Origin of the sequence: Frigoribacterium sp. CFBP9029 (genome assembly GCF_034045305.1) — a bacterium.
Classification (GTDB): Bacteria; Actinomycetota; Actinomycetes; order Actinomycetales; family Microbacteriaceae; genus Frigoribacterium.
In genome coordinates, this window is sequence record NZ_JAXCWB010000011.1 from 63,710 (window position 1) to 82,107 (window position 18,398).

Sequence of the window (18,398 nt, forward strand, 5' to 3'; positions counted from 1 at the left end):
GGATGCTGTGTGCGCCACCGCGCGTGCAGCCTGCAGATCTGAATAGTGGAGGCCCTCAGTGGACATCGACCTGAGTGTGCTGCGCCTCATGGAGCGCGAGCGTGAAATTCCCTTCGACGAGCTCGTGGGCATCATCGAGCAGGCCATCCTCACGGCCTACCTGAAGCACACGGACCAGCCCGAGAGCCGCGTTCCGGCTGCTCGCGTCGAACTAGACCGGAAGACCGGCCACGTGTCCGTCTTCGCCATCGAGCGCGACGAGGAGGGCGAGGTCGTCGGCGAGTCCGTCGACAGCCCGAGCGACTTCGGTCGCATCGCCGCGTTCGCCGCCAAGCAGGTGATCAACCAGCGTCTCCGCGACATCGGCGACGACAAGGTGCTCGGCCAGTTCAAGGGCCGTGAGGGCGACATCGTCGCCGGTGTCATCCAGCAGGGGCCGAACCCCCGCATGGTGCACGTCGACCTCGGCACCATCGAGGCGATCCTGCCGCCCGAAGAGCAGGTGCCGGGCGAGAAGTACGTGCACGGGTCGCGCATCCGCGTCTACGTGACGGGTGTGAGCAAGGGCACGAAGGGGCCGCAGATCACGGTCTCGCGCACGCACCCGTCGCTCGTCCGCAAGCTGTTCTCGCTCGAGGTGCCGGAGATCGCGAGCGGCGTCGTCGAGATCGTGTCGCTGGCGCGCGAGGCCGGTCACCGCACCAAGATCGCCGTGCGCGCCACCGAGGCCGGCGTCAACGCCAAGGGCGCCTGCATCGGCGAGATGGGCGCGCGCGTCCGTGCCGTGCAGACCGAGCTGAACGACGAGAAGATCGACATCGTCGACTACTCGAGCGACCTGCCCGTCTTCGTGGCCAGCGCCCTGTCGCCGGCCAAGGTGTCGTCGGCGTTCGTCATCGACAAGGCGACGAAGGCCGTCCGCGCGCTCGTGCCCGACTACCAGCTCTCGCTCGCCATCGGCAAGGAGGGCCAGAACGCCCGCCTCGCCGCGAAGCTGACGGGCGCGCGGATCGACATCCAGCCCGACAGCATCCTCGAAGACGACTGAGCGGATGGCGATCCGGTCACACGGATGAGCCGTCCAGCCCGACAGCATCCTCGCCGACGACTGAATCGCCGAGACCGTGCGTCTCGTATCCGACGACCCGAGGGGGTAAGGTGGATCCCGTCAGAACGTGCATCGGTACTCGAGCGCGCGCTCCGCGATCCTCACTCGTGAGGGTCGTCGCCCGAAACGGACGCCTCGTGGTCGACCCGACCGCGTCGCTCCCCGGGCGGGGTGCGTGGTTGACGCCGTCGATCGACGCGTTCGAGTCGGCAGCGAAGCGCAGGGCCTTCCGCCGTGCACTCCGCCTCGACTCCGAACCCGACATCGACGAGCTCCGCGCCTATTTCACGCGGATCACCGCTGCACGACCAGTAGCCACGACAGAACAGGCTGAACGGCACATGGACAACTAATGAGCGGCTCGAAATGAGACCCGTCCAGAACTGAAGGCTCTTCCCGTCTCGGGAGGAGCCCGAGACAGGAGAACTGTGGCTAAACCACGCGTACACGAGATCGCCAGCGAGCTGGGGATCGACAGCAAGACCGCACTAGAGAAGCTCAAGGAGATGGGCGAGTTCGTCAAGGGGCCGTCCTCCAGCGTCGAGCCCCCCGTGGCTCGCAAGCTGCGTCAGGCGTTCGCCGGCGCCGCCAAGCCCGCCGCCACGCCGGCTGCATCCTCGGCCGCACCCGCTGCACCGGCGGCCCCCAAGGCTCCGGCCTCGTCGGCACCCAAGCCCGGCGGTCCCCGCCCCGCTGCCCCCAAGCCCCCGGTGGCCGAGCCCGAACCGGCTGCCGCCCCGGTCGCCGAGCCCGACGTCGAGGCTGCTCCGGCGCCCGTGGCCCCGCTGACCGTCGCCGAGCGCCAGGCTCAGGCCGAGGCGCAGCGCGCCGCAGCCGCTGCGGCGAAAGACGACACGGCCGCACCCGCCGCCGACACCGCCACGCCCGGTGCCGCCGGCCCCAAGCCCGGCGGACCGCGCCCGGGCGCACCCCGTCCCGGCAACAACCCGTTCGCGAGCAACCAGGGCATGGGTCGGCCGAGCGCCCCCCGTCCCGCAGGCTCCGGTGCGGCCAGCAGCATGCCGCGTCCCGGTGGCGCAGCGGGCCCGCGCCCGATGGCTCCGCGTCCCGGCGCCCCTCGTCCCGGTGCACCCCGCCCCGGCGTCGGTGCCAGCCCCCGTCCCAACGGCTTCGGCCAGCGTCCCGCCGGTGCGGGTGCCCGTCCCGGCGGTGCCGGTGGCGGGTTCCAGCGTCCCGGTGGCGGCGCTCCCGGCGCTGCAGGCGGATTCCGCCCCGGCTTCGGCCCGCCCCGTCCCGCCGGTGGCGGCGGCGGTCGCGGTCGTGGTCCCGGTGGCGGCACGGCCGGTGCCTTCGGTCGCGGTGGCGGCAAGAGCAAGGCCCGCAAGTCGAAGCGGACGAAGAGGGCCGAGTTCGAGATGCGCTCGGCTCCGTCGCTGGGTGGCGTCAGCGTCCCCCGTGGCGACGGCAGCACGATCGTCCGTCTCCGTCGCGGCGCCTCGATCAGCGACTTCGCCGACAAGATCGACGCGAGCCCCGGCAACCTGGTGACCGTCCTCTTCCACCTCGGTGAGATGGCGACGGCGACCGAGTCCCTCGACGAGGCGACCTTCCAGGTCCTCGGCGAAGAGCTCGGCTACAACATCCAGGTCGTCTCGCCCGAAGACGAAGACAAGGAGCTCCTCGAGGGCTTCGACATCGACCTCGAGCAGGAGCTCGAGGACGAGGACGAGTCCGTCCTGCAGATCCGTCCTCCCGTCGTCACGGTCATGGGTCACGTCGACCACGGTAAGACGCGACTCCTCGACGCGATCCGCAACGCGAACGTGGTCGCCGGCGAAGCCGGTGGCATCACCCAGCACATCGGCGCGTACCAGGTCTGGGCACCGCACGAGGGCGTAGAGCGCGCCATCACCTTCATCGACACACCCGGTCACGAGGCGTTCACCGCCATGCGTGCCCGTGGTGCGCAGGTCACCGACATCGCGATCCTCGTGGTCGCGGCCGACGACGGCATCATGCCGCAGACGGTCGAGGCGCTGAACCATGCCCAGGCAGCCAACGTGCCGATCGTGGTCGCGGTCAACAAGATCGACAAAGAGGGTGCGAACCCGGCCAAGGTGCGTCAGCAGCTCACCGAATACGGCCTCGTCGCCGAGGAGTACGGCGGAGACGTCATGTTCGTCGACGTGTCGGCGCGCGACAACAAGAACATCGACGCGCTGCTCGAGGCCGTCCTCCTCACGGCGGACGCCGGTCTCGACCTGCGGGCGAACCCCGACAAGGACGCCCGTGGTGTCGCGATCGAGGCCCGTCTCGACAAGGGACGCGGTGCCGTCGCGACGGTGCTCATCCAGTCGGGCACGCTGCGCGTCGGAGACGCCATCGTCGCCGGCACGGCCTACGGCCGCGTCCGAGCGATGATGGACGAGAACGGCGAGGCCGTCCTCGAGGCCTACCCCAGCCGCCCCGTGCTGGTGCAGGGTCTGTCGAGCGTCCCGCGAGCCGGTGACACCTTCCTCGTCACCGAGGAGGACCGCACGGCCCGCCAGATCGCCGAGAAGCGCGAAGCCGTCGAGCGCAACGCCTCGCTGGCCAAGGCCCGCAAGCGCATCTCGCTGGAGGACTTCACCCGCGCACTCGAAGAGGGCAAGGTCGAAGCGCTCAACATCATCATCAAGGGCGACGTGTCGGGTGCCGTCGAGGCGCTCGAGGAGTCGTTGCTCAAGATCGAGGTGGACGACAGCGTGCAGCTGCGCATCATCCACCGCGGTGTGGGTGCGGTCACCGAGAGCGACGTCAACCTGGCGACCGTCGACAACGCGGTCATCATCGGGTTCAACGTGCGACCCGACACGAAGGCTCGCGAGCGCGCTGCTCGCGAGGGTGTCGACGTCCGCTTCTACTCGGTCATCTACGCGGCGCTCGAAGACATCGAGAACTCGCTCAAGGGCATGCTCAAGCCCGAGTTCGAAGAGAAGCAGTCCGGTGTCGCCGAGATCCGCGAGATCTTCCGCTCGTCGAAGGTCGGCAACATCGCCGGTGTCATCGTCCGCTCCGGAACGATCACCAGGAACGCCCGGGCCCGGGTCATCCGCGAGGGCGTCGTCGTCGGCGACAACCTGGCGATCGACTCGCTCCGTCGCTTCAAGGACGACGTCACCGAGGTCCGTACGGACTTCGAGGCCGGTATCGGTCTCGGCAAGTTCAACGACATCCAGATCGGCGACGAGATCGAGACCATCGAGATGGTCGAGAAGCCGCGGGTCTGACCCCCGGCGTCATCGCAGCACACGAGGCCCCGCTCCGACTACGGTCGGGGCGGGGCCTCACCCCTCTCGCCACGACGGCGAACAGCACGAAGGAGCTCACAATGGTCGACGCGCAACGCGCCCGCAAGATGGCCGACCGCATCCAGGAGATCGTCGCCCGACGTCTCGAACGCGGCATCAGAGACCCCCGCCTCGGATTCGTCACGATCACCGACGTCAAGGTGACCGGCGACCTGCAGCACGCCTCGATCTTCTACACGGTCTACGGCACCGACGAAGAACGTCGCGACACCGGTGCCGCACTCAAGTCGGCGACCGGCATGCTCCGCAGCGAGGTCGGCAAGAACATCACGGCGCGGCTGACACCGAGCCTCGAGTTCATCCTCGACGCCCTGCCCGAGAACGCGGCCTCGATCGACCGTCTCCTGCAGGAGGCGCGACAGCGTGATCACGAGAGCCAGACGATGGCCTCGTCCGCGGAGTTCGCCGGTGACGCCGACCCGTACGTGAAGCCCCGCGATCTCGACGACGACGAGGACGACCTCGACGCGGACCACGAGGAGGCGGCCGTCACGCCGACCTCGGGCGACCCCGACGAGTCCGACGCCCCGAACCGCTAGTCGGCGAGGACGTAGCCCTCGTCGGACGACCCCGTGGCGAGTCCGTCACGGATCAACCCGGCGAGGGCGCGTTCGCGTTGCGCCGCGTCCGCCCAGACGGCGTCGAGCTCCGTCTGCGACACGGGTACGTCGCTGGCGCGCAGCTCGGCCATGATGAGGCCCCGGACCTGACGGTCCGAGCCCTCGAACCTCGCCTGGCCCCGGAGGCGCGGGCCGACATGCTCCGGACGTCCGGCCAGCACCCACGCGCACCGGTCGACCAGGGGGCACACGTCGCACCGGGGCGAGCGCGCCGTGCAGACCAGCGCACCCAGCTCCATGACTCCTGCGCTGACGACCCGCGCCTCCTCGGTGTCCTCGGGCAGCTGCGCCTCCATGAGGGGGAGGTCGCGACCGGCCTTCGGGGCCCACGGTTCGGCGAGTCCCTCGACGGCACGGGCGAGGACCCTCCTGACGTTCGTGTCGACCACCGGATGGCGGTGTCCGAAGGCGAACACGGCGACGGCACGCGCCGTGTAGTCGCCGACTCCCGGCAGCGCGAGCAGGGAGGGGACGTCTTCGGGGACGACGCCGTCGTGGCGCTCCACGATGGCGACGGCCGCGGCGTGGAGGGCCAGCGCCCGGCGGGGGTAGCCGAGTCGATCCCACGCGCGGACCGCCTCCGACGCGGGCGACGCGGCGAGATCGCGAGGCGTCGGCCAGCGCTCGAGCCACAGCTCGAGGCGAGGCACGACCCGGGCCACGGGCGTCTGCTGCAGCATGATCTCGCTGACGAGAGTGCCCCAGGCGGTGAACCCGGGGCGGCGCCACGGAAGATCGCGACCTTCGACTCGGAACCACGCGGCGACGGCGGGGGAGATGCTCACCGGACGAGCCTACGTGCGTCGGCGCACGGCGGTCCCCGCTCGTTGTCGGAGGTGCGGCGTAGCGTGGACGCATGACGACCAGATGGGCTCCGGCCAAGAAAGACACCCTCCGCGAGCTCGCGGCCGAGATCGTGCACAACTACGGCCGCGGCCGGGTCGTCGTCGCCGTCGACGGCGACACCGCCGGTGCCCCGGGGGTGGGCCCCTTCGCCGACGACCTCGCCGAGGCGATCCGCGAGTCCGGTCAGACGGCCTTCCGCGCCTCCCTCCGGGCCTTCTCCCGACGACCGGCATCGGCGCCGCGCGACGCCGAACCCGAGCTCGACGAGAGCGTCCTGCGTCGAGTGCTCGTCGAGCCGTTCCTCCTCGGTGGCAGCACGGGCTGGGTCGAGGCGGCCTTCGACGCCGAGGCGGATCGCGCGCTCGAGCCCACCTGGGTGACGGGTCCGGCCGACGCCGTCCTGGTGGTCGACGGCACCGACATGAGCCGCCCCGGGTTGTCGGGCATCTGGCACTACCGGGTGTGGGTGTCGGTGGGCGACGCCCGCACGGCGGGTCGTGCCACGGCCTCCGCCGTCGTCGGCAACGACGATCCGGAGCATCCGCGTCGACGATTCGACGACGCATGCTGAGCGCGGTGCGGCACGGGGCCGCCTCGACCTGCGATAACGTCGTCTGGTGAACAGCGGCATCCTCCTCGTCGACAAGCCGCAGGGCATCACCAGCCACGACGTCGTCGCCCGGGTACGACGCGCAGCGGGAACCCGCAAGGTGGGCCACGCCGGCACACTCGACCCCCTGGCCACCGGTCTGCTCGTCGTCGGTCTCAATTCGTCGACCCGGCTCCTGACGTTCCTCGTCGGTCTCGACAAGGGCTACGACGCGACCATCCGCCTCGGCGTCTCGACCACCACCGACGACAGCGAGGGCGACGTGATCGGCCGTGCCTCCGCCGCGTCGGTCACCGATGCCGCGATCGACGAGGGCGTCGCAGCCCTCACGGGTCCGATCAGCCAGGTGCCGACCACGGTCAGCGCCATCAAGGTCGACGGTCGCCGCGCCTACGACCTCGCCCGCGAGGGCGTCGAGGTCGAGCTGAAGGCTCGCGACGTGACGATCTCCGAGTTCACCGTCCTCGACCGGCGAGAGACCGTGGTCGACGGTCTGATCGTCCGCGACCTCGACGTGCGGGTGTCGTGCTCGTCGGGGACGTACGTCCGGGCGCTGGCCCGAGATCTCGGCGCGGCACTCGGCGTCGGCGGGCATCTGACGGCGTTGCGCCGGACTCGCGTGGGGCCGTTCGACGTGACCCGCGCCTCCGTCCTCGAGGGCATCGACGTCGCACCCGCCCTGCTCGCGCCGGCGGACGTCGCCGAGACGCTGTTCCCGGTGTGGCGCATGACCGCCGACGAGGCGACCGACCTGGGCCACGGCAAGCGCGTGGCCCTCGCACTCGACGACGCCGACGGGCCGATCGCGGCCCTCACGCCTCACGGCGCTCTCGCCGGGCTCGTCTCGGTGAGCGGCGGGCGTGCGAGACCCATCGTCAACTTCCCGAGCGACGAGGTCGTCCTGTGATCGAGTGGTTCACCTGGGTGCAGGTCGTCGTGGCCTGCGTGGCGGGCATCGTCTGCCTCGTCGCGGGCTTCTCGGGGCGTCTGCCGAACGACATCACCGTCGGGGCGACCGCGCTCGTCCTGGTGCTGCTCCTCGTGCAGCTGGTGGTGGCGATCGTCGCTCCCTTCGCCGGCAACGATCCGACCGGCAACGTGGTCGAGTTCTACATCTATCTGATCTCCGCCATCCTGCTGCCGCCGTTGGCCGTCGTGTGGGCGCTGGTCGACCGTTCCCGCTGGAGCAACGTCGTCCTGGCCGCCGCGGTCTTCGCCGTCGCGGTCATGGTCTACCGGATGCTCCAGATCTGGACGGTGCAGACGGCATGATCTCCCTCCACCCTCCCCGGTCGTCGAACGGCGACCCCGAGTCATATCCTTGGTCGTGATGGACACTCAGAAGTCAACGCGCGCGGTCGGTGTCGGCCGTGTGCTGATCGTCGTCTACGCCGTGCTCGCCCTAGCAGCGACCGGGCGTTCGGTCTTCCAGATCCTCGAGCAGTTCTCCGAGGCCCCGCTCGCCTACACGCTGAGCGCCCTCGCGGCCGTCGTCTACATCGTCGCCACCGTGTCGCTGATCACCCGCGGCCGGACCTCGTACGCGGTCGCGTGGGCCACGATCGCCTTCGAGCTCGCCGGCGTGCTGATCGTCGGCCTGCTGACCACCCTCGACCCCGAGCTCTTCCCCGACGACACCGTCTGGTCGTTCTTCGGTCGCGGGTACGGCTTCATCCCGCTCGTCCTCCCCGTGCTGGGCATGATCTGGCTGGCTCGCACGAGACCCCGCGGCGGCTCCCGCTGATGGAGTTCTACGGATCGGCGGCCGACGTCCCCGAGGGGTTCGGACCGAGCGCGGTGACCATCGGCAAGTTCGACGGCGTGCACGTGGGTCATCGAGCGGTCATCGACCTGCTCGAGGAGGTCGCGGCCGCCGAGGGGCTGACGGCCACCGTCGTGACCTTCGACCGCCACCCCCTCGCCGTCCTCCAGCCCGACCGGGTCCCGACGGCTCTGGTCAGCAACCGTCAGAAACGCGAGCTGCTCGACGCGGCCGGGGTGGCGGCGACCCTGATGCTGCCGTTCGACGACGAGCTCAGGGCGCTCACGCCGACCGAGTTCGTCGACCGGATCCTCGTGGGCGCCCTGCACGCCCGGGTGGTCTTCGTCGGCGACGACTTCCGGTTCGGCGTCCGGGGGAGCGGCTCCGTCGCGACGCTCCGTGAGCTGGCCGGGTCGCGGGGCTTCAGGGTCGTGTCGATCGACGACGTGCGTCCTGCGGGCGGGCGCCGCGCCTCCTCGACCTGGATCCGCGAGCTGCTCGACTCGGGGCGCGTGCGCGAGGCCGGTCATCTGCTCGGGCGCGAGCCGGCAGTCCGCGGCGTCGTCGTGCACGGCGAGCAGCGCGGCCGCGAGCTGGGGTTCCCGACGGCGAATCTCGCACCGTTCAGCGAGGGGTTCGTCCCCGCCGACGGGGTCTACGCCGCCCGGGTCGTGATCGACGGGGTCACCTACCCCGCGGCCGTGTCGGTCGGCAACAACCCCACCTTCGACGGCGTCCCCGCCAAGCAGGTCGAGGCGCACCTGCTCGACGTGACCCTCGACCTCTACGGTCGAGAGGCGACGGTCCACTTCGTCGACTGGGTGCGCGGCAACGTCCGGTTCGACGGACTCGACGCCCTCATCGAGCACATCGCCGCCGACGTGAGACGGACGCGCGAGATCCTCGGGGTCCCCGCCCCGGCCTGATCGGCGGTGGCGCGTCTGCGCGCCACGCCGGCGTCGGATCGGCTCCGTCGGCCGCGACGCCCGCGTCAGCTCAGCCGGCCGCGTCGGCCCGATCGTCCGAAGCCGGTCGATGCTCGCTGTCGGGGGTGCGGCGTACGGTGGGGCCGTGCCAGAGAATCGAGCCCCCGACGTCCCCCCGTCCGACGACCCGACCGACGTGGACGGCGCCGTGGCGCGACGACGCGTGCTGGTCACCGGGGCGACGGGCTACATCGGCGGTCGCCTCGCGCCGCGACTCGTCGAGGCCGGGGCGGACGTCCGCGTCCTCGTCCGCTCTCCCGAGAAGCTGGTCGACGTCCCCTGGGCCCGACATGTCGAGATCCTCCAGGGCGACCTCACCGACCCCGCCTCGGTCGCACCCGCGATGGCGGGCGTCGACGTCGTCTACTACCTCGCGCACGCCATGGGCGGCAAGGGCGACTTCGGGCAGGCCGAGTCGCAGGCCGCTCACACGGTCGCCGACGCGGCGGCGGCAGCCGGGGTGGGGCGCATCGTCTACCTCGGCGGTCTGCACCCCGACGGCGAGCTGTCGAAGCATCTCCAGTCGCGGAAGGACGTCGGCGACATCCTGCTCGCGAGCGGCGTGCCGACCGTCGCGCTCCAGGCCGGCGTCGTGATCGGGTCGGGCTCGGCCTCGTTCGAGATGATCCGCCACCTCACCGACGTGCTCCCGTACATGCCCGCGCCCAAGTGGGTCCGCAACCGCATCCAGCCGATCGCGGTCCGCGACGTGCTGCACTATCTGCTCGGTGCGGCCGACGTTCCGTCCGACGTCAACCGGACCTTCGACATCGGCGGGCCGGACGTCCTGCGCTACGGCCAGATGATGAACGGCTACGCGCTCGAAGCGGGGCTGAAGCAGCGCCCCATCGCGTCTCTGCCCGTGTTCACACCGTGGCTCGCCTCGCAGTGGGTCAACCTCGTCACCCCGGTGCCGCGTGCGCTGGCCGTGCCGATCATCGCATCCCTGCAGTACGACTGCGTCGTCCACGAGCGCGACATCGACCGCTACATCGCGCCGCCGTCGGCCGGTCTGCTGCGTTACCGGGTGGCCGTCCGTCTGGCCCTGCAGCGCGAGAAGGACGGCGACGTCGAGACGAGCTGGCAGGACAGCAGCGTCTCGGGGGCCCCGAGCGATCTGCTGCCGAGCGACCCCGACTGGTCGGGCCACACGGTCTACACCGACGATCGCGAGACCGAGACGTCCGCGCCGCCGGCCGAGCTCTGGCGCGTCGTCGAGAGCATCGGCGGCGAGAACGGCTGGTACTCGTTCCCGCTCGCGTGGGCCGCACGGGGTTGGATGGACCGCCTCGTGGGCGGGGTGGGCCTCCGGCGAGGCCGTCGCAGCCAGACGACCCTCCGCGTCGGCGACGCGCTCGACTGGTGGCGGGTCGAGAAGCTCGAGCACGGCACGCTGCTGCGACTGCGCGCCGAGATGAAGGTCCCGGGAGGCGCGTGGCTCGACATGACCGTCACCCCCGTCGACGGGGGCGGTTCGCATTACCGCCAGCGTGCGGTGTTCTTCCCGCAGGGGCTGGGCGGGCGCCTGTACTGGTTCGCCATCCTGCCGTTCCACGGGGTGATCTTCTCGGGCATGCTCAAGCGCATCACCGCCACAGCCGAGAGGGACGCCGCCGAGCGGTCCGTGGCTCCTGCCGGGGCGACGACCTCGGCGACCGCTGCGTCGTCCGTCCCGGCATCGGCTGCGGGGCCGGCCGACGCGACCGGCGTCGCGTGAGTGCGCCGCGCCTCCTTGTCGCTTCCCAGCGGTTGCTGACACCATGGGCCGACAGTGCTTTGTACAGAGAGGTCGGACATGTCGAACGATGAGAAAGTGGTGTTCGTCGGAGACGACGTCACCCGGGCCGGAGACTGGGGCACCTGGTTCCCCGGAGACGACGTCGTGAACCTCGGTGTCGACGGCGACACCACGGCCACACTGGCCGAGAGGGTCGATCAGATCGTGGCGGCGCAACCCGACTCGGTGGTCCTCCTCATCGGCACGAACGACTTCACCGCCCGGCGGTCCGTCGAGCAGGTCGTGCGCGGGGTCGAGAGTCTGCTCGTGACCCTCCGGCGGGAGCTGCCGGGCAGTCGACTGCTGCTGCAGTCGATCCTGCCTCGCGGGGCCGAGCTCGCGCCGCGCATCCGCGACGCCAACCGGCACCTCCGTCAGTTCTCGTCCACGGTGAGGGCGCAGTACCTCGATCTCTGGCCGGCTCTCGCCGACGACGCGGGCGAGGCGATCAGGCCCGAATTCACGACCGAGAACGGGCGGCTGACCCCTGAGGGGTACGAGGCCTGGCTCGACGAGCTGCGACCGGGTCTCGAGCGTCTGCGCGACGAACCGCCGATGAGTCGGCCGCTCAGCGTGCTGAACATCCCGTACGACATCGACTGAGTTCCGGCACGGGGCGCCCGATAGGCTCGGTCGGTACGCCCGCAGGCCGTCTGCGGTCCATCGAGAGGTCTTCCGTGCCCACGCCCACCGCACCCGCATTCACCCGCCCCGCCTTGGCCCCCGGCCTGCTGGGGGCGTTGGCGCTCGTCGTCGGGGTCGTGCTGCTCGACTCGGGGCTGTTCATCGGCTTCCGCTACGTCGTGTCGATCCTGGCGTTGATCATGCTGGTCTTCGCCGTCCGCGGCCGTACCTGGTGGGCGACGCCCCTCCTCGCGGCCGTCGCCGTCATCTGGAACCCGGTCGTCGTGATCCCGATCACCGGTCAGCCCTGGGCGGCGCTGCAGTTCGTCGCCGCGGGGGTGTTCATCGCGGTCGGCGTCGTCGTCAAGGTGCCGACGGACGAGGCCGGCACGACCGGCCGGGCCGCCACTCGTCGCTGACGGCAGGCCCGCCCGCGGCGGTCCGCCGAGCGGAGTGCGCGAGCTACCGCTAAAATCAAATGTTCCCCCAGGGTGCAGCGGCCTACCCGAGGCCCGCACGGAAGGTTGAGTCTGAATGGTCACCGAGATCACCGGTACGACGGAGAGTCCGCTCCTGACCCCTCGTCCCCGATCCGGTGGTCTCGATCGCGACGACATCGTGCTCCGCAAGGGGCAGTTCACACTGCTGAACGGCCATCTGACGCCGCAGCAGTCGATGATCGAAGACCTGCTGTACCTCCGTCGGGTCCTCGACGAGGCAGACGTGCCCTACCTCCTCGTGCGGGGCAACGACATCCGTCCGGTGATCGCGATCGACATCGTGCACCGTGAGGCCTTCGTCACGGCGATGGTCGAGGCGTCCGCGAGCGAGCCGTTCTACGCGAAGGCCGGCAAATCGCGGGCGGTGCTGGTCGTCGAGGGCGGTCTCGACGTCGAGGCCGAACGCATCTTCAAGATCTACCGGCCGAGGGTCGAGCCCATCGGCCGTCTGCGCTACGGTGCGGGCACGGCCGTGCAGGTCGAGTTCTGGATCGTCACGGACGACGAGATCCTGGCCCCGACCGAGAACGCCCTGATGCGCACCGCCCTCCCGCGCGACGAGGCCGTCGAAGGCACCGTCGAGCGCTTCGGGCTCGAGTGGCCCACCCTGGCGCACATGTTCGACGACCACGCGACGGACATCACGTTCGAGATCGACCTGATCTTCTCCTGGGTCGACGGGAACTCCGTCGAGTACCAGCGGGCCCGTGCAGCTCAGGCCAAGCGGCACGTCGTGGGCGAGGGAGACGACGCCCCGGCTCGGTTCCGCCAGATCGACGAGCTGAAGTACGCGCTCCGTTCGGTCTACATGTTCGCCCCCTGGGTTCGCACCATCTACATCGCCACCGATTCGCCCGTCCCCGAGTGGCTCGGCGACCACCCGCGGGTGCGCGTCGTGCGCAGCGAGGAGTTCTTCTCCGACCTGTCGTATCTGCCGACCCACAACTCTCAGGCCGTCGAATCGCAGCTGCACCACATCGAGGGTCTCAGCGAGCACTTCCTGTACTCGAACGACGACATGTTCTTCGGTCGCCCGGTCGCGCCGTCGATGTTCTTCTCACCGGGGTCGGTGACGAAGTTCATCGAGGCCGACACCCGCATCGGCCTCGGGCTGAACAACCCCGAGCGCAGCGGCTTCGAGAACGCCGCCCGGGTCAATCGTCGTCTGCTCCAGCAGCGTTTCGGACGCGTCACCACCCGGCACCTCGAGCACACGGCCGCGCCCCTCCGACGCAGCGTGATGTACGAGCTCGAGCACGAGTTCGCGGCCGAGTTCGCCGCGACGGCCGCGAGTCCCTTCCGGGCGAAGGAGAACATCTCCGTCACCAACTCGCTGTACCACTACTACTCGCTGATGACCGGGCGGGCGATCGTCCAGGAGAACGCGCGCGTCAGCTACATCGACACGACGATGGTCTCGGGCCTCGCCTCGTTGTCCGACCTCCTCAAGAAGCGGTCCGACGACTTCTTCTGCCTCAACGACGGCAGTTTCCCCGAGGTCAGCGACGAAGAGCGCACCGCGACGGTGACGGACTTCCTCGAGCGCTACTACCCGTTCGCCGCCCCATGGGAGCAGGCCGAGATGGATCGCGTCGCTCGCGAGAGCGCCGAACAGGATCGTCGTTCGCTGCGCGCAGGCGGAGTGCAGGGCAGCCTCGAGGGCTGAACGTCCCGGCGGGTCTGCTGGGTCTGCGGGGGTCTGCCGCGCCTCCTCGGCTCCCACGGGGGTCGCGGGTCGCTCGAGCGCCCTGCGCGTCTCGGGTGGCTCGGGTCAGGAGGGCGTCGTGCCGAAGCGCGCGGCGACCTCGTCGGACAGCGCGGCCTCGATGCGCCGGGTCATCTCGGTGCTCATCGGGGGAAGCGCCGTCGTCGAGAACCAGCGCGCCTCGGTGTTCTCGCCGTCGGCCGGGTAGGGTTCGCCCGCTTGGTGGCTCATGACGAACGTGTGGTCGATGTACTGGGCTCGGTCGCCGTTGCCGTAGACGATCTCGTCGGTCACGCCGACGGCGGCCAGACGCTCGGGCACGGCCACGACGCCGGCCTCCTCGAGGGTCTCTCGGACGGCCGCGTCGGCGGGGTGCTCACCCGGATCGATGATGCCCGTGACCGGCGTCCAGGCGCCCGTGTCGGCACGACGGACGAGCAGGATGTCGTCGCCGCGGACGACGACCGCCGTCACCCCCGAGAGCCACAGCCGTTCGGTGCCGATCTTCTCTCGGAGGGACAGGACGAAATCGGGCGTCGACATGGGAGAACCCTACCGAGGGCGGCCTCTAGGCTGACCGCATGAGGCTGCCCTGGACACTGCGCGGAAGCGATGTGCGGACCATCGGCGACATGGCGGGGGAGTCCGTGCTGCTCGCCGGGGGCGGGCGGGCGATCCTGCTGCAGCTGGCCGACCCTGCCGTCGGGCATGGCGTGGCCGATCACAGCGACTTCGTCGACCGGCCCCTGTCGAGGCTGCACGGCACGATGACCTACCTGTACGCCGTCGTCTTCGGCTCGCCCGCGGAGCGCGCGCATGTGCGCCGTGAGGTCGGACGGGCGCATCGACCCGTCCACGCCGACGGCAGCCAGGGGGTCCGCTACGACGCCTTCGACCCGGCATCGCAGCTCTGGGTGGCGGCGACCCTCTACGACTCGGCCATGACGATCTTCGAGCAGGTGCACGGCCCCCTGACTCCCGAGGTCGCCGACTCGGTCTACCAGGAGTACGCCGTCGTGGGGACGGCCTTGCAGATGCCCCGCGAGCTCTGGCCCGCCGACCGCGAGGCCTTCGCCCGGTACTGGGCTGGGGCGGTCGACGCGCTCGTCGTCGACGACGTCACTCGCGGCGTGGCCCGTCAGCTGCTGCACCCCGTCAACGTGCCCTGGTGGCTCCGCGTGCTCATGCCGGTGGCGCGGTGCGTCACGCTGGGGTCGCTGCCCGAGTCCGTCCGGCTCCGGTTCGACCTGCCGTGGAGCGCCCGGTCCGCCCGTCGGTACGCGCGGGTCATGGGCGTCGCGGCGGTCGTCGTGCCGCATCTGCCGCCGCGACTGCGCCATGTGCTCCGCGACGGGTATCTGCGGCGGATGCGCGCCGCCATGGCGTCCGCGCCGCCCCGGGGCTGAGTTCCGAGATCTGAGTCTCTATGTCTGAGGCCCGAGATCTGAGGCCGGAGATCTGAGGCCGGAGACACCCGGGGCCGCGCGTCGGGCCGGGCGTCGGGCCGCGCCTTGGGCCGCACTCCCGTACCGCCCGACGCCGCGCCCACCGTCGGTAACTCCTGGCTTCTGCACCGTTCGGCTGATGACCACCCCCGTTCAAGGGCGCGGTCGGGCGACACACGCGAGGATGAGGAGTTGCCGACGCGGGGCGCGTCCCGCCGCCTGCGCAGATCTCGTGTTCGGATTCAGCACGTGTGTGGTCGCGCGCTGTCGGTAACTCCTCACGCGTGAAGACGTTCGCGACCCGGCCCGCGCATCCTCGGGGCGGGCGACTCGCGGCGACGCACAGGTGAGGAGTTGCCGACATGCACCGCGGCTGCTCGCGTTCTCGACCAGCACCGACCGGCACCGGCCGGCACCGGCCGGCACCGGCACGAACCGAACCGACGCGACGAGGCGCCCCAGGCGCCCGGCGCCGCCGCTACAGGGTGTCGATGGGCCCGGTGAGGGCGTAGTCCTGCCGAGCAGGCGCGGCGAGCGGCAGCGGCACGGGTGCGGTGTCGGTCGCCCGGTGGCGCGGTGCCGCCGGGGCGATTCGCACCCCGGCGAGGGCCAGGCGTTCGGCCACCACGTCGGCCGGGACGCGTTCGCCGACGGTCTCGTAGGTGCCGATCGGTACGACCGAGTGCACCACCGAGCCCTCGTACACGTGCACCAGGTTGAACGACTGGGCGCCGTCGCGTCCGCGGGTGCCGCCGCCCGCGGCGTTGAGATCCTGCGTGTAGCAGGTCGCCGAGGCCACGGAGACGGGGATCCCCGCGAAGACCGTGTTGGTCGAGTAGTGCAGGTGCCCGGCGATGATCGACCGCACGTCGCTGCCTTCGACGACCTCGGCCAACGACGCCTGGTCACGCAGCTCGACAAGGGCGGTGAGGTCTTGCACGCTCGGCACGGGCGGGTGGTGCATGGCGATGATGGTGCCGTCTGGGGCGTCGGTGCTGAGCTCCTCCGCCAGCCAGTCGAGCTGCTCGCCCGACAGCTCGCCGTAGTGGTGCCCGGGCACGGTCGTGTCGAGGGTGATGATCCGCAGACCGTTGACGTCGTAGACGAGGTCGACCGGTCGCTGCGACGGCAGCTGGCCGAAGAGCTGCTCCCGGAAGGCCCCGCGCTCGTCGTGGTTGCCCATCGCCCAGATGACCTGGGCGCCGAGGCGGTCGGCCATCGGCTGGACGAGCTCGCGCAGCTTCCGGTAGGCGTCCGGCTCGCCTTTGTCGGCCAGGTCGCCCGTGAAGACGATCGCCTCGGGGCTGTTTCCCGAGGCCTCGATCTCGGCGACGATCTGCCGGAGACGGGCCTCGCTGTCGACGGCCCCGTAGAGGTCGCCGTCACCGCCGACGAGATGCGTGTCGCTGAGGTGCAGGATGAAGTGGTTCGGCCTGGGGTGTTCGGCCGTCCGGAGATCCATGGTTCTCTCTTCGATGTCGCCGACGGGGGCTCGGGACGAGACCCTCGTTGTTGATTCGACACTAAGTCCATCACTGGATTGCTCCGAATGTCATGAACGCAGGTGCGCGTTTCGATGAACTGTCGGCTAACTCGTCGTATTCCCGTCGGCCGTCCACGCACGGACGGCACCTCACGACCCGAGGAGGCGCGGGTCGTGAGGTGCCGTCGATGTCAGGACCTGCAGGTCAGGGCTTCAGGACCACCTTGATGCAGCCGTCGTCCTTCTGCTTGAACAGCTCGTACATGGCGGGGGCCTCGGCGAGCGGCACGGGGTGCGTGACGAGGTCCATCGTGCCGAGCGGGTCGGCCGGGTCCTCGACGAGGGGCATGAGGGTGTCCATCCACCGCTGCACGTTGCACTGGCCCATCTTGAGGGTGATCTGCTTGTCGAACAGCGTGAGGAACGGCGTCGGGTCGGCGGTGCCGCCGTACACGCCGCTGAGCGACACGGTGCCGCCGCGGCGGACGATCTCGAACGCGAGGTGCATGGCGCCGAGGGCGTCGAGGCCGGCCTTCTGCAGGACGGCCTGGCCGACCTTGTCGGGGAGGACGGCGGCGAACTTCTGCACGGCGGTCACTCCGCCGTGGTCGTGGGCCTCCATGCCGACGGCGTCGAGGACGGAGTCGGGCCCGCGGCCGTCGGTCATCCCCGACACGACGTCGGCGATGTCCTTCGTGAGGTCGAGCACTTCGACGCCGTGGCGCTCGGCCATGGCGCGGCGCTCGGGGACGGGGTCGATGCCGATCACGCGGTAGCCGCGGTGCACGCCGATGCGGGACGCGAACTGCCCGACCGGTCCGAGTCCGAGCACGACGAGCGTGCCGCCCTCGGGGACCTGCGCGTACTCGACGCCCTGCCACGCGGTGGGGAGGATGTCGCTGAGGAACAGGTACCGCTCGTCGGGCAGGTCGTGCCCGACCGTGACGAGGTTGGCGTCCGCGAGGGGGACTCGCAGCTGCTCGGCCTGCCCGCCGGGCACCTGGCCGTAGAGCTTGCTGAAGCCGTACAGGGTCGCGCCCGAGCCGTACTCGGTGACCTGGGTCGTCTCGCACTGCGAGAAGAGCCCGCGATCGCACATGAAGCAGTCGCCGCAGGCGATGACGAACGGGACGACGACGCGGTCGCCGACCTTGACGCGTCCGACGGCGGATCCGACCTGGGTGACGACACCCATGGTCTCGTGTCCGAGGACGTCGCCCTTGTCGAGGTACGAGTCGAAGACGTCGTAGAGGTGCAGGTCGCTGCCGCAGATGGCGGCGGACGTCACCTTGATGACGGCGTCGGTGGGGTCGATGATGCGGGGGTCGGGGACGTCCTCGACCGAGACTTTGGTGACCGACTGGTAGGTGAGTGCTCTCATCCTCCCCGTTTACGCGCCGCGGCACACAGCGACCTGGCAGAGGGGTACAGGATCGTCCTCCATCGTGCCGGGATGCGGAACGGGGCGACCGGACCGAAGTCCGATCGCCCCGAGGCGCGTGCTGCCGAGACCTACGCGGTGACGGCGGCGACGATGTTGACGACCTTGCGGCCGCCCTTGTTGCCGAACTCGACGGAGCCGGGTGCGAGGGCGAAGAGGGTGTCGTCGCCGCCGCGGCCG

General features: G+C 70.4%; 19 protein-coding genes. 14 read left to right on the forward strand and 5 right to left on the reverse strand.

The annotated features are described in order from the left end of the window. The first annotated feature begins 58 nt into the window (after positions 1–58). From nusA to rbfA, 4 genes are all read left to right on the forward strand, one after another. Positions 59–1,048 carry a transcription termination factor NusA gene (nusA, locus tag SOM11_RS13280; RefSeq protein WP_192058055.1) on the forward strand — a complete coding sequence of 330 codons (990 nt, stop codon included), beginning with the start codon at positions 59–61 and terminating at the stop codon, positions 1,046–1,048. Positions 1,049–1,158: 110 nt separating this feature from the next. Continuing rightward, a complete protein-coding gene (locus tag SOM11_RS13285; protein WP_192058053.1) occupies positions 1,159–1,461 on the forward strand; it encodes a YlxR family protein in 303 nt (100 codons plus the stop codon). Between the two features lie 75 nt (positions 1,462–1,536). Then, positions 1,537–4,338, forward strand: a complete 2,802-nt coding sequence (gene infB / locus SOM11_RS13290; RefSeq protein ID WP_192058051.1) for a translation initiation factor IF-2 — start codon at positions 1,537–1,539, stop codon at positions 4,336–4,338. Positions 4,339–4,439: 101 nt separating this feature from the next. Continuing rightward, the gene (gene rbfA / locus SOM11_RS13295) at positions 4,440–4,958 is read left to right on the forward strand and encodes a 30S ribosome-binding factor RbfA (protein WP_320478325.1); all 519 of its coding nucleotides are present in this window, start codon (positions 4,440–4,442) and stop codon (positions 4,956–4,958) included. On the opposite strand, the gene SOM11_RS13300 is transcribed toward rbfA, so the two are convergent. Further along, positions 4,955–5,824, reverse strand: coding sequence for an A/G-specific adenine glycosylase (locus tag SOM11_RS13300; protein ID WP_320478326.1), 870 nt, complete (start codon positions 5,822–5,824; stop codon positions 4,955–4,957). The two genes, rbfA and SOM11_RS13300, sit on opposite strands and share 4 nt — an antisense overlap. Before the next feature lie 71 nt (positions 5,825–5,895). Between SOM11_RS13300 and SOM11_RS13305 the strand changes: the two genes are divergently transcribed. The 9 genes from SOM11_RS13305 (at position 5,896) to SOM11_RS13345 (ending at position 13,810) form a co-directional block, all read left to right on the forward strand. After that, positions 5,896–6,456 (forward strand): hypothetical protein, encoded by a 561-nt coding sequence (locus tag SOM11_RS13305; protein ID WP_192058043.1) that lies wholly within the window; start codon positions 5,896–5,898, stop codon positions 6,454–6,456. Positions 6,457–6,499: 43 nt separating this feature from the next. Next, positions 6,500–7,402 carry a tRNA pseudouridine(55) synthase TruB gene (gene truB, locus SOM11_RS13310; RefSeq protein WP_192059191.1) on the forward strand — a complete coding sequence of 301 codons (903 nt, stop codon included), beginning with the start codon at positions 6,500–6,502 and terminating at the stop codon, positions 7,400–7,402. Continuing rightward, on the forward strand, positions 7,399–7,767 hold the full coding sequence (locus SOM11_RS13315; RefSeq protein ID WP_192058041.1) for a hypothetical protein: 369 nt from the start codon (positions 7,399–7,401) through the stop codon (positions 7,765–7,767). The genes truB and SOM11_RS13315 overlap by 4 nt, the downstream gene beginning before the upstream one ends. 58 nt (positions 7,768–7,825) lie before the next feature. Then, a complete protein-coding gene (locus SOM11_RS13320) occupies positions 7,826–8,239 on the forward strand; it encodes a hypothetical protein (RefSeq protein ID WP_192058039.1) in 414 nt (137 codons plus the stop codon). Beyond that, entirely contained in the window at positions 8,239–9,183 is a 945-nt protein-coding gene (locus SOM11_RS13325) for a bifunctional riboflavin kinase/FAD synthetase (protein WP_320478327.1), read from the forward strand. The genes SOM11_RS13320 and SOM11_RS13325 overlap by 1 nt, the downstream gene beginning before the upstream one ends. 109 nt (positions 9,184–9,292) lie before the next feature. Then, on the forward strand, positions 9,293–10,960 hold the full coding sequence (locus SOM11_RS13330) for an SDR family oxidoreductase (RefSeq protein ID WP_414655467.1): 1,668 nt from the start codon (positions 9,293–9,295) through the stop codon (positions 10,958–10,960). 78 nt (positions 10,961–11,038) lie between these two features. Further along, the gene (locus tag SOM11_RS13335; protein WP_192058033.1) at positions 11,039–11,623 is read left to right on the forward strand and encodes a GDSL-type esterase/lipase family protein; all 585 of its coding nucleotides are present in this window, start codon (positions 11,039–11,041) and stop codon (positions 11,621–11,623) included. Between the two features lie 74 nt (positions 11,624–11,697). Continuing rightward, complete coding sequence (locus tag SOM11_RS13340) at positions 11,698–12,063, forward strand: DUF6804 family protein (RefSeq protein WP_243215195.1); 366 nt, start codon at positions 11,698–11,700, stop codon at positions 12,061–12,063. 115 nt (positions 12,064–12,178) lie between these two features. Continuing rightward, positions 12,179–13,810 carry a stealth conserved region 3 domain-containing protein gene (locus tag SOM11_RS13345; protein ID WP_192058030.1) on the forward strand — a complete coding sequence of 544 codons (1,632 nt, stop codon included), beginning with the start codon at positions 12,179–12,181 and terminating at the stop codon, positions 13,808–13,810. A gap of 105 nt (positions 13,811–13,915) precedes the next feature. Here SOM11_RS13345 and SOM11_RS13350 read toward each other — a convergent pair whose 3' ends face one another. Then, complete coding sequence (locus SOM11_RS13350; RefSeq protein ID WP_320478328.1) at positions 13,916–14,392, reverse strand: NUDIX hydrolase; 477 nt, start codon at positions 14,390–14,392, stop codon at positions 13,916–13,918. Positions 14,393–14,430: 38 nt separating this feature from the next. Here SOM11_RS13350 and SOM11_RS13355 point away from each other — a divergent pair, with 38 nt between their 5' ends. Further along, positions 14,431–15,255, forward strand: coding sequence for an oxygenase MpaB family protein (locus SOM11_RS13355; RefSeq protein WP_320478329.1), 825 nt, complete (start codon positions 14,431–14,433; stop codon positions 15,253–15,255). A gap of 517 nt (positions 15,256–15,772) precedes the next feature. On the opposite strand, the gene SOM11_RS13360 is transcribed toward SOM11_RS13355, so the two are convergent. The 3 genes from SOM11_RS13360 to SOM11_RS13370 form a co-directional block, all read right to left on the reverse strand. Then, the gene (locus SOM11_RS13360) at positions 15,773–16,756 is read right to left on the reverse strand and encodes a phosphodiesterase (RefSeq protein ID WP_192058024.1); all 984 of its coding nucleotides are present in this window, start codon (positions 16,754–16,756) and stop codon (positions 15,773–15,775) included. A gap of 226 nt (positions 16,757–16,982) precedes the next feature. Beyond that, entirely contained in the window at positions 16,983–18,158 is a 1,176-nt protein-coding gene (locus SOM11_RS13365; protein WP_320478330.1) for an alcohol dehydrogenase catalytic domain-containing protein, read from the reverse strand. Positions 18,159–18,289: 131 nt separating this feature from the next. Next, the coding region (locus tag SOM11_RS13370; RefSeq protein ID WP_320478333.1) for a 50S ribosomal protein L27 at positions 18,290–18,398 on the reverse strand (109 nt) is incomplete at its 5' end.

Bases quoted from the DNA above. Each gene is read 5' to 3' on its own strand.
- rbfA (WP_320478325.1), top strand. From the start codon at position 4,440: ATGGTCGACGCGCAACGCGCCCGCAAGATGGCCGACCGCATCCAGGAG.
- SOM11_RS13305 (WP_192058043.1), top strand. From the start codon at position 5,896: ATGACGACCAGATGGGCTCCGGCCAAGAAAGACACCCTCCGCGAGCTC.
- SOM11_RS13320 (WP_192058039.1), top strand. From the start codon at position 7,826: ATGGACACTCAGAAGTCAACGCGCGCGGTCGGTGTCGGCCGTGTGCTG.
- SOM11_RS13325 (WP_320478327.1), top strand. From the start codon at position 8,239: ATGGAGTTCTACGGATCGGCGGCCGACGTCCCCGAGGGGTTCGGACCG.
- SOM11_RS13330 (WP_414655467.1), top strand. From the start codon at position 9,293: ATGCTCGCTGTCGGGGGTGCGGCGTACGGTGGGGCCGTGCCAGAGAAT.
- SOM11_RS13335 (WP_192058033.1), top strand. From the start codon at position 11,039: ATGTCGAACGATGAGAAAGTGGTGTTCGTCGGAGACGACGTCACCCGG.
- SOM11_RS13345 (WP_192058030.1), top strand. From the start codon at position 12,179: ATGGTCACCGAGATCACCGGTACGACGGAGAGTCCGCTCCTGACCCCT.
- SOM11_RS13350 (WP_320478328.1), bottom strand. From the start codon at position 14,392: ATGTCGACGCCCGATTTCGTCCTGTCCCTCCGAGAGAAGATCGGCACC.
- SOM11_RS13355 (WP_320478329.1), top strand. From the start codon at position 14,431: ATGAGGCTGCCCTGGACACTGCGCGGAAGCGATGTGCGGACCATCGGC.
- SOM11_RS13360 (WP_192058024.1), bottom strand. From the start codon at position 16,756: ATGGATCTCCGGACGGCCGAACACCCCAGGCCGAACCACTTCATCCTG.
- SOM11_RS13365 (WP_320478330.1), bottom strand. From the start codon at position 18,158: ATGAGAGCACTCACCTACCAGTCGGTCACCAAAGTCTCGGTCGAGGAC.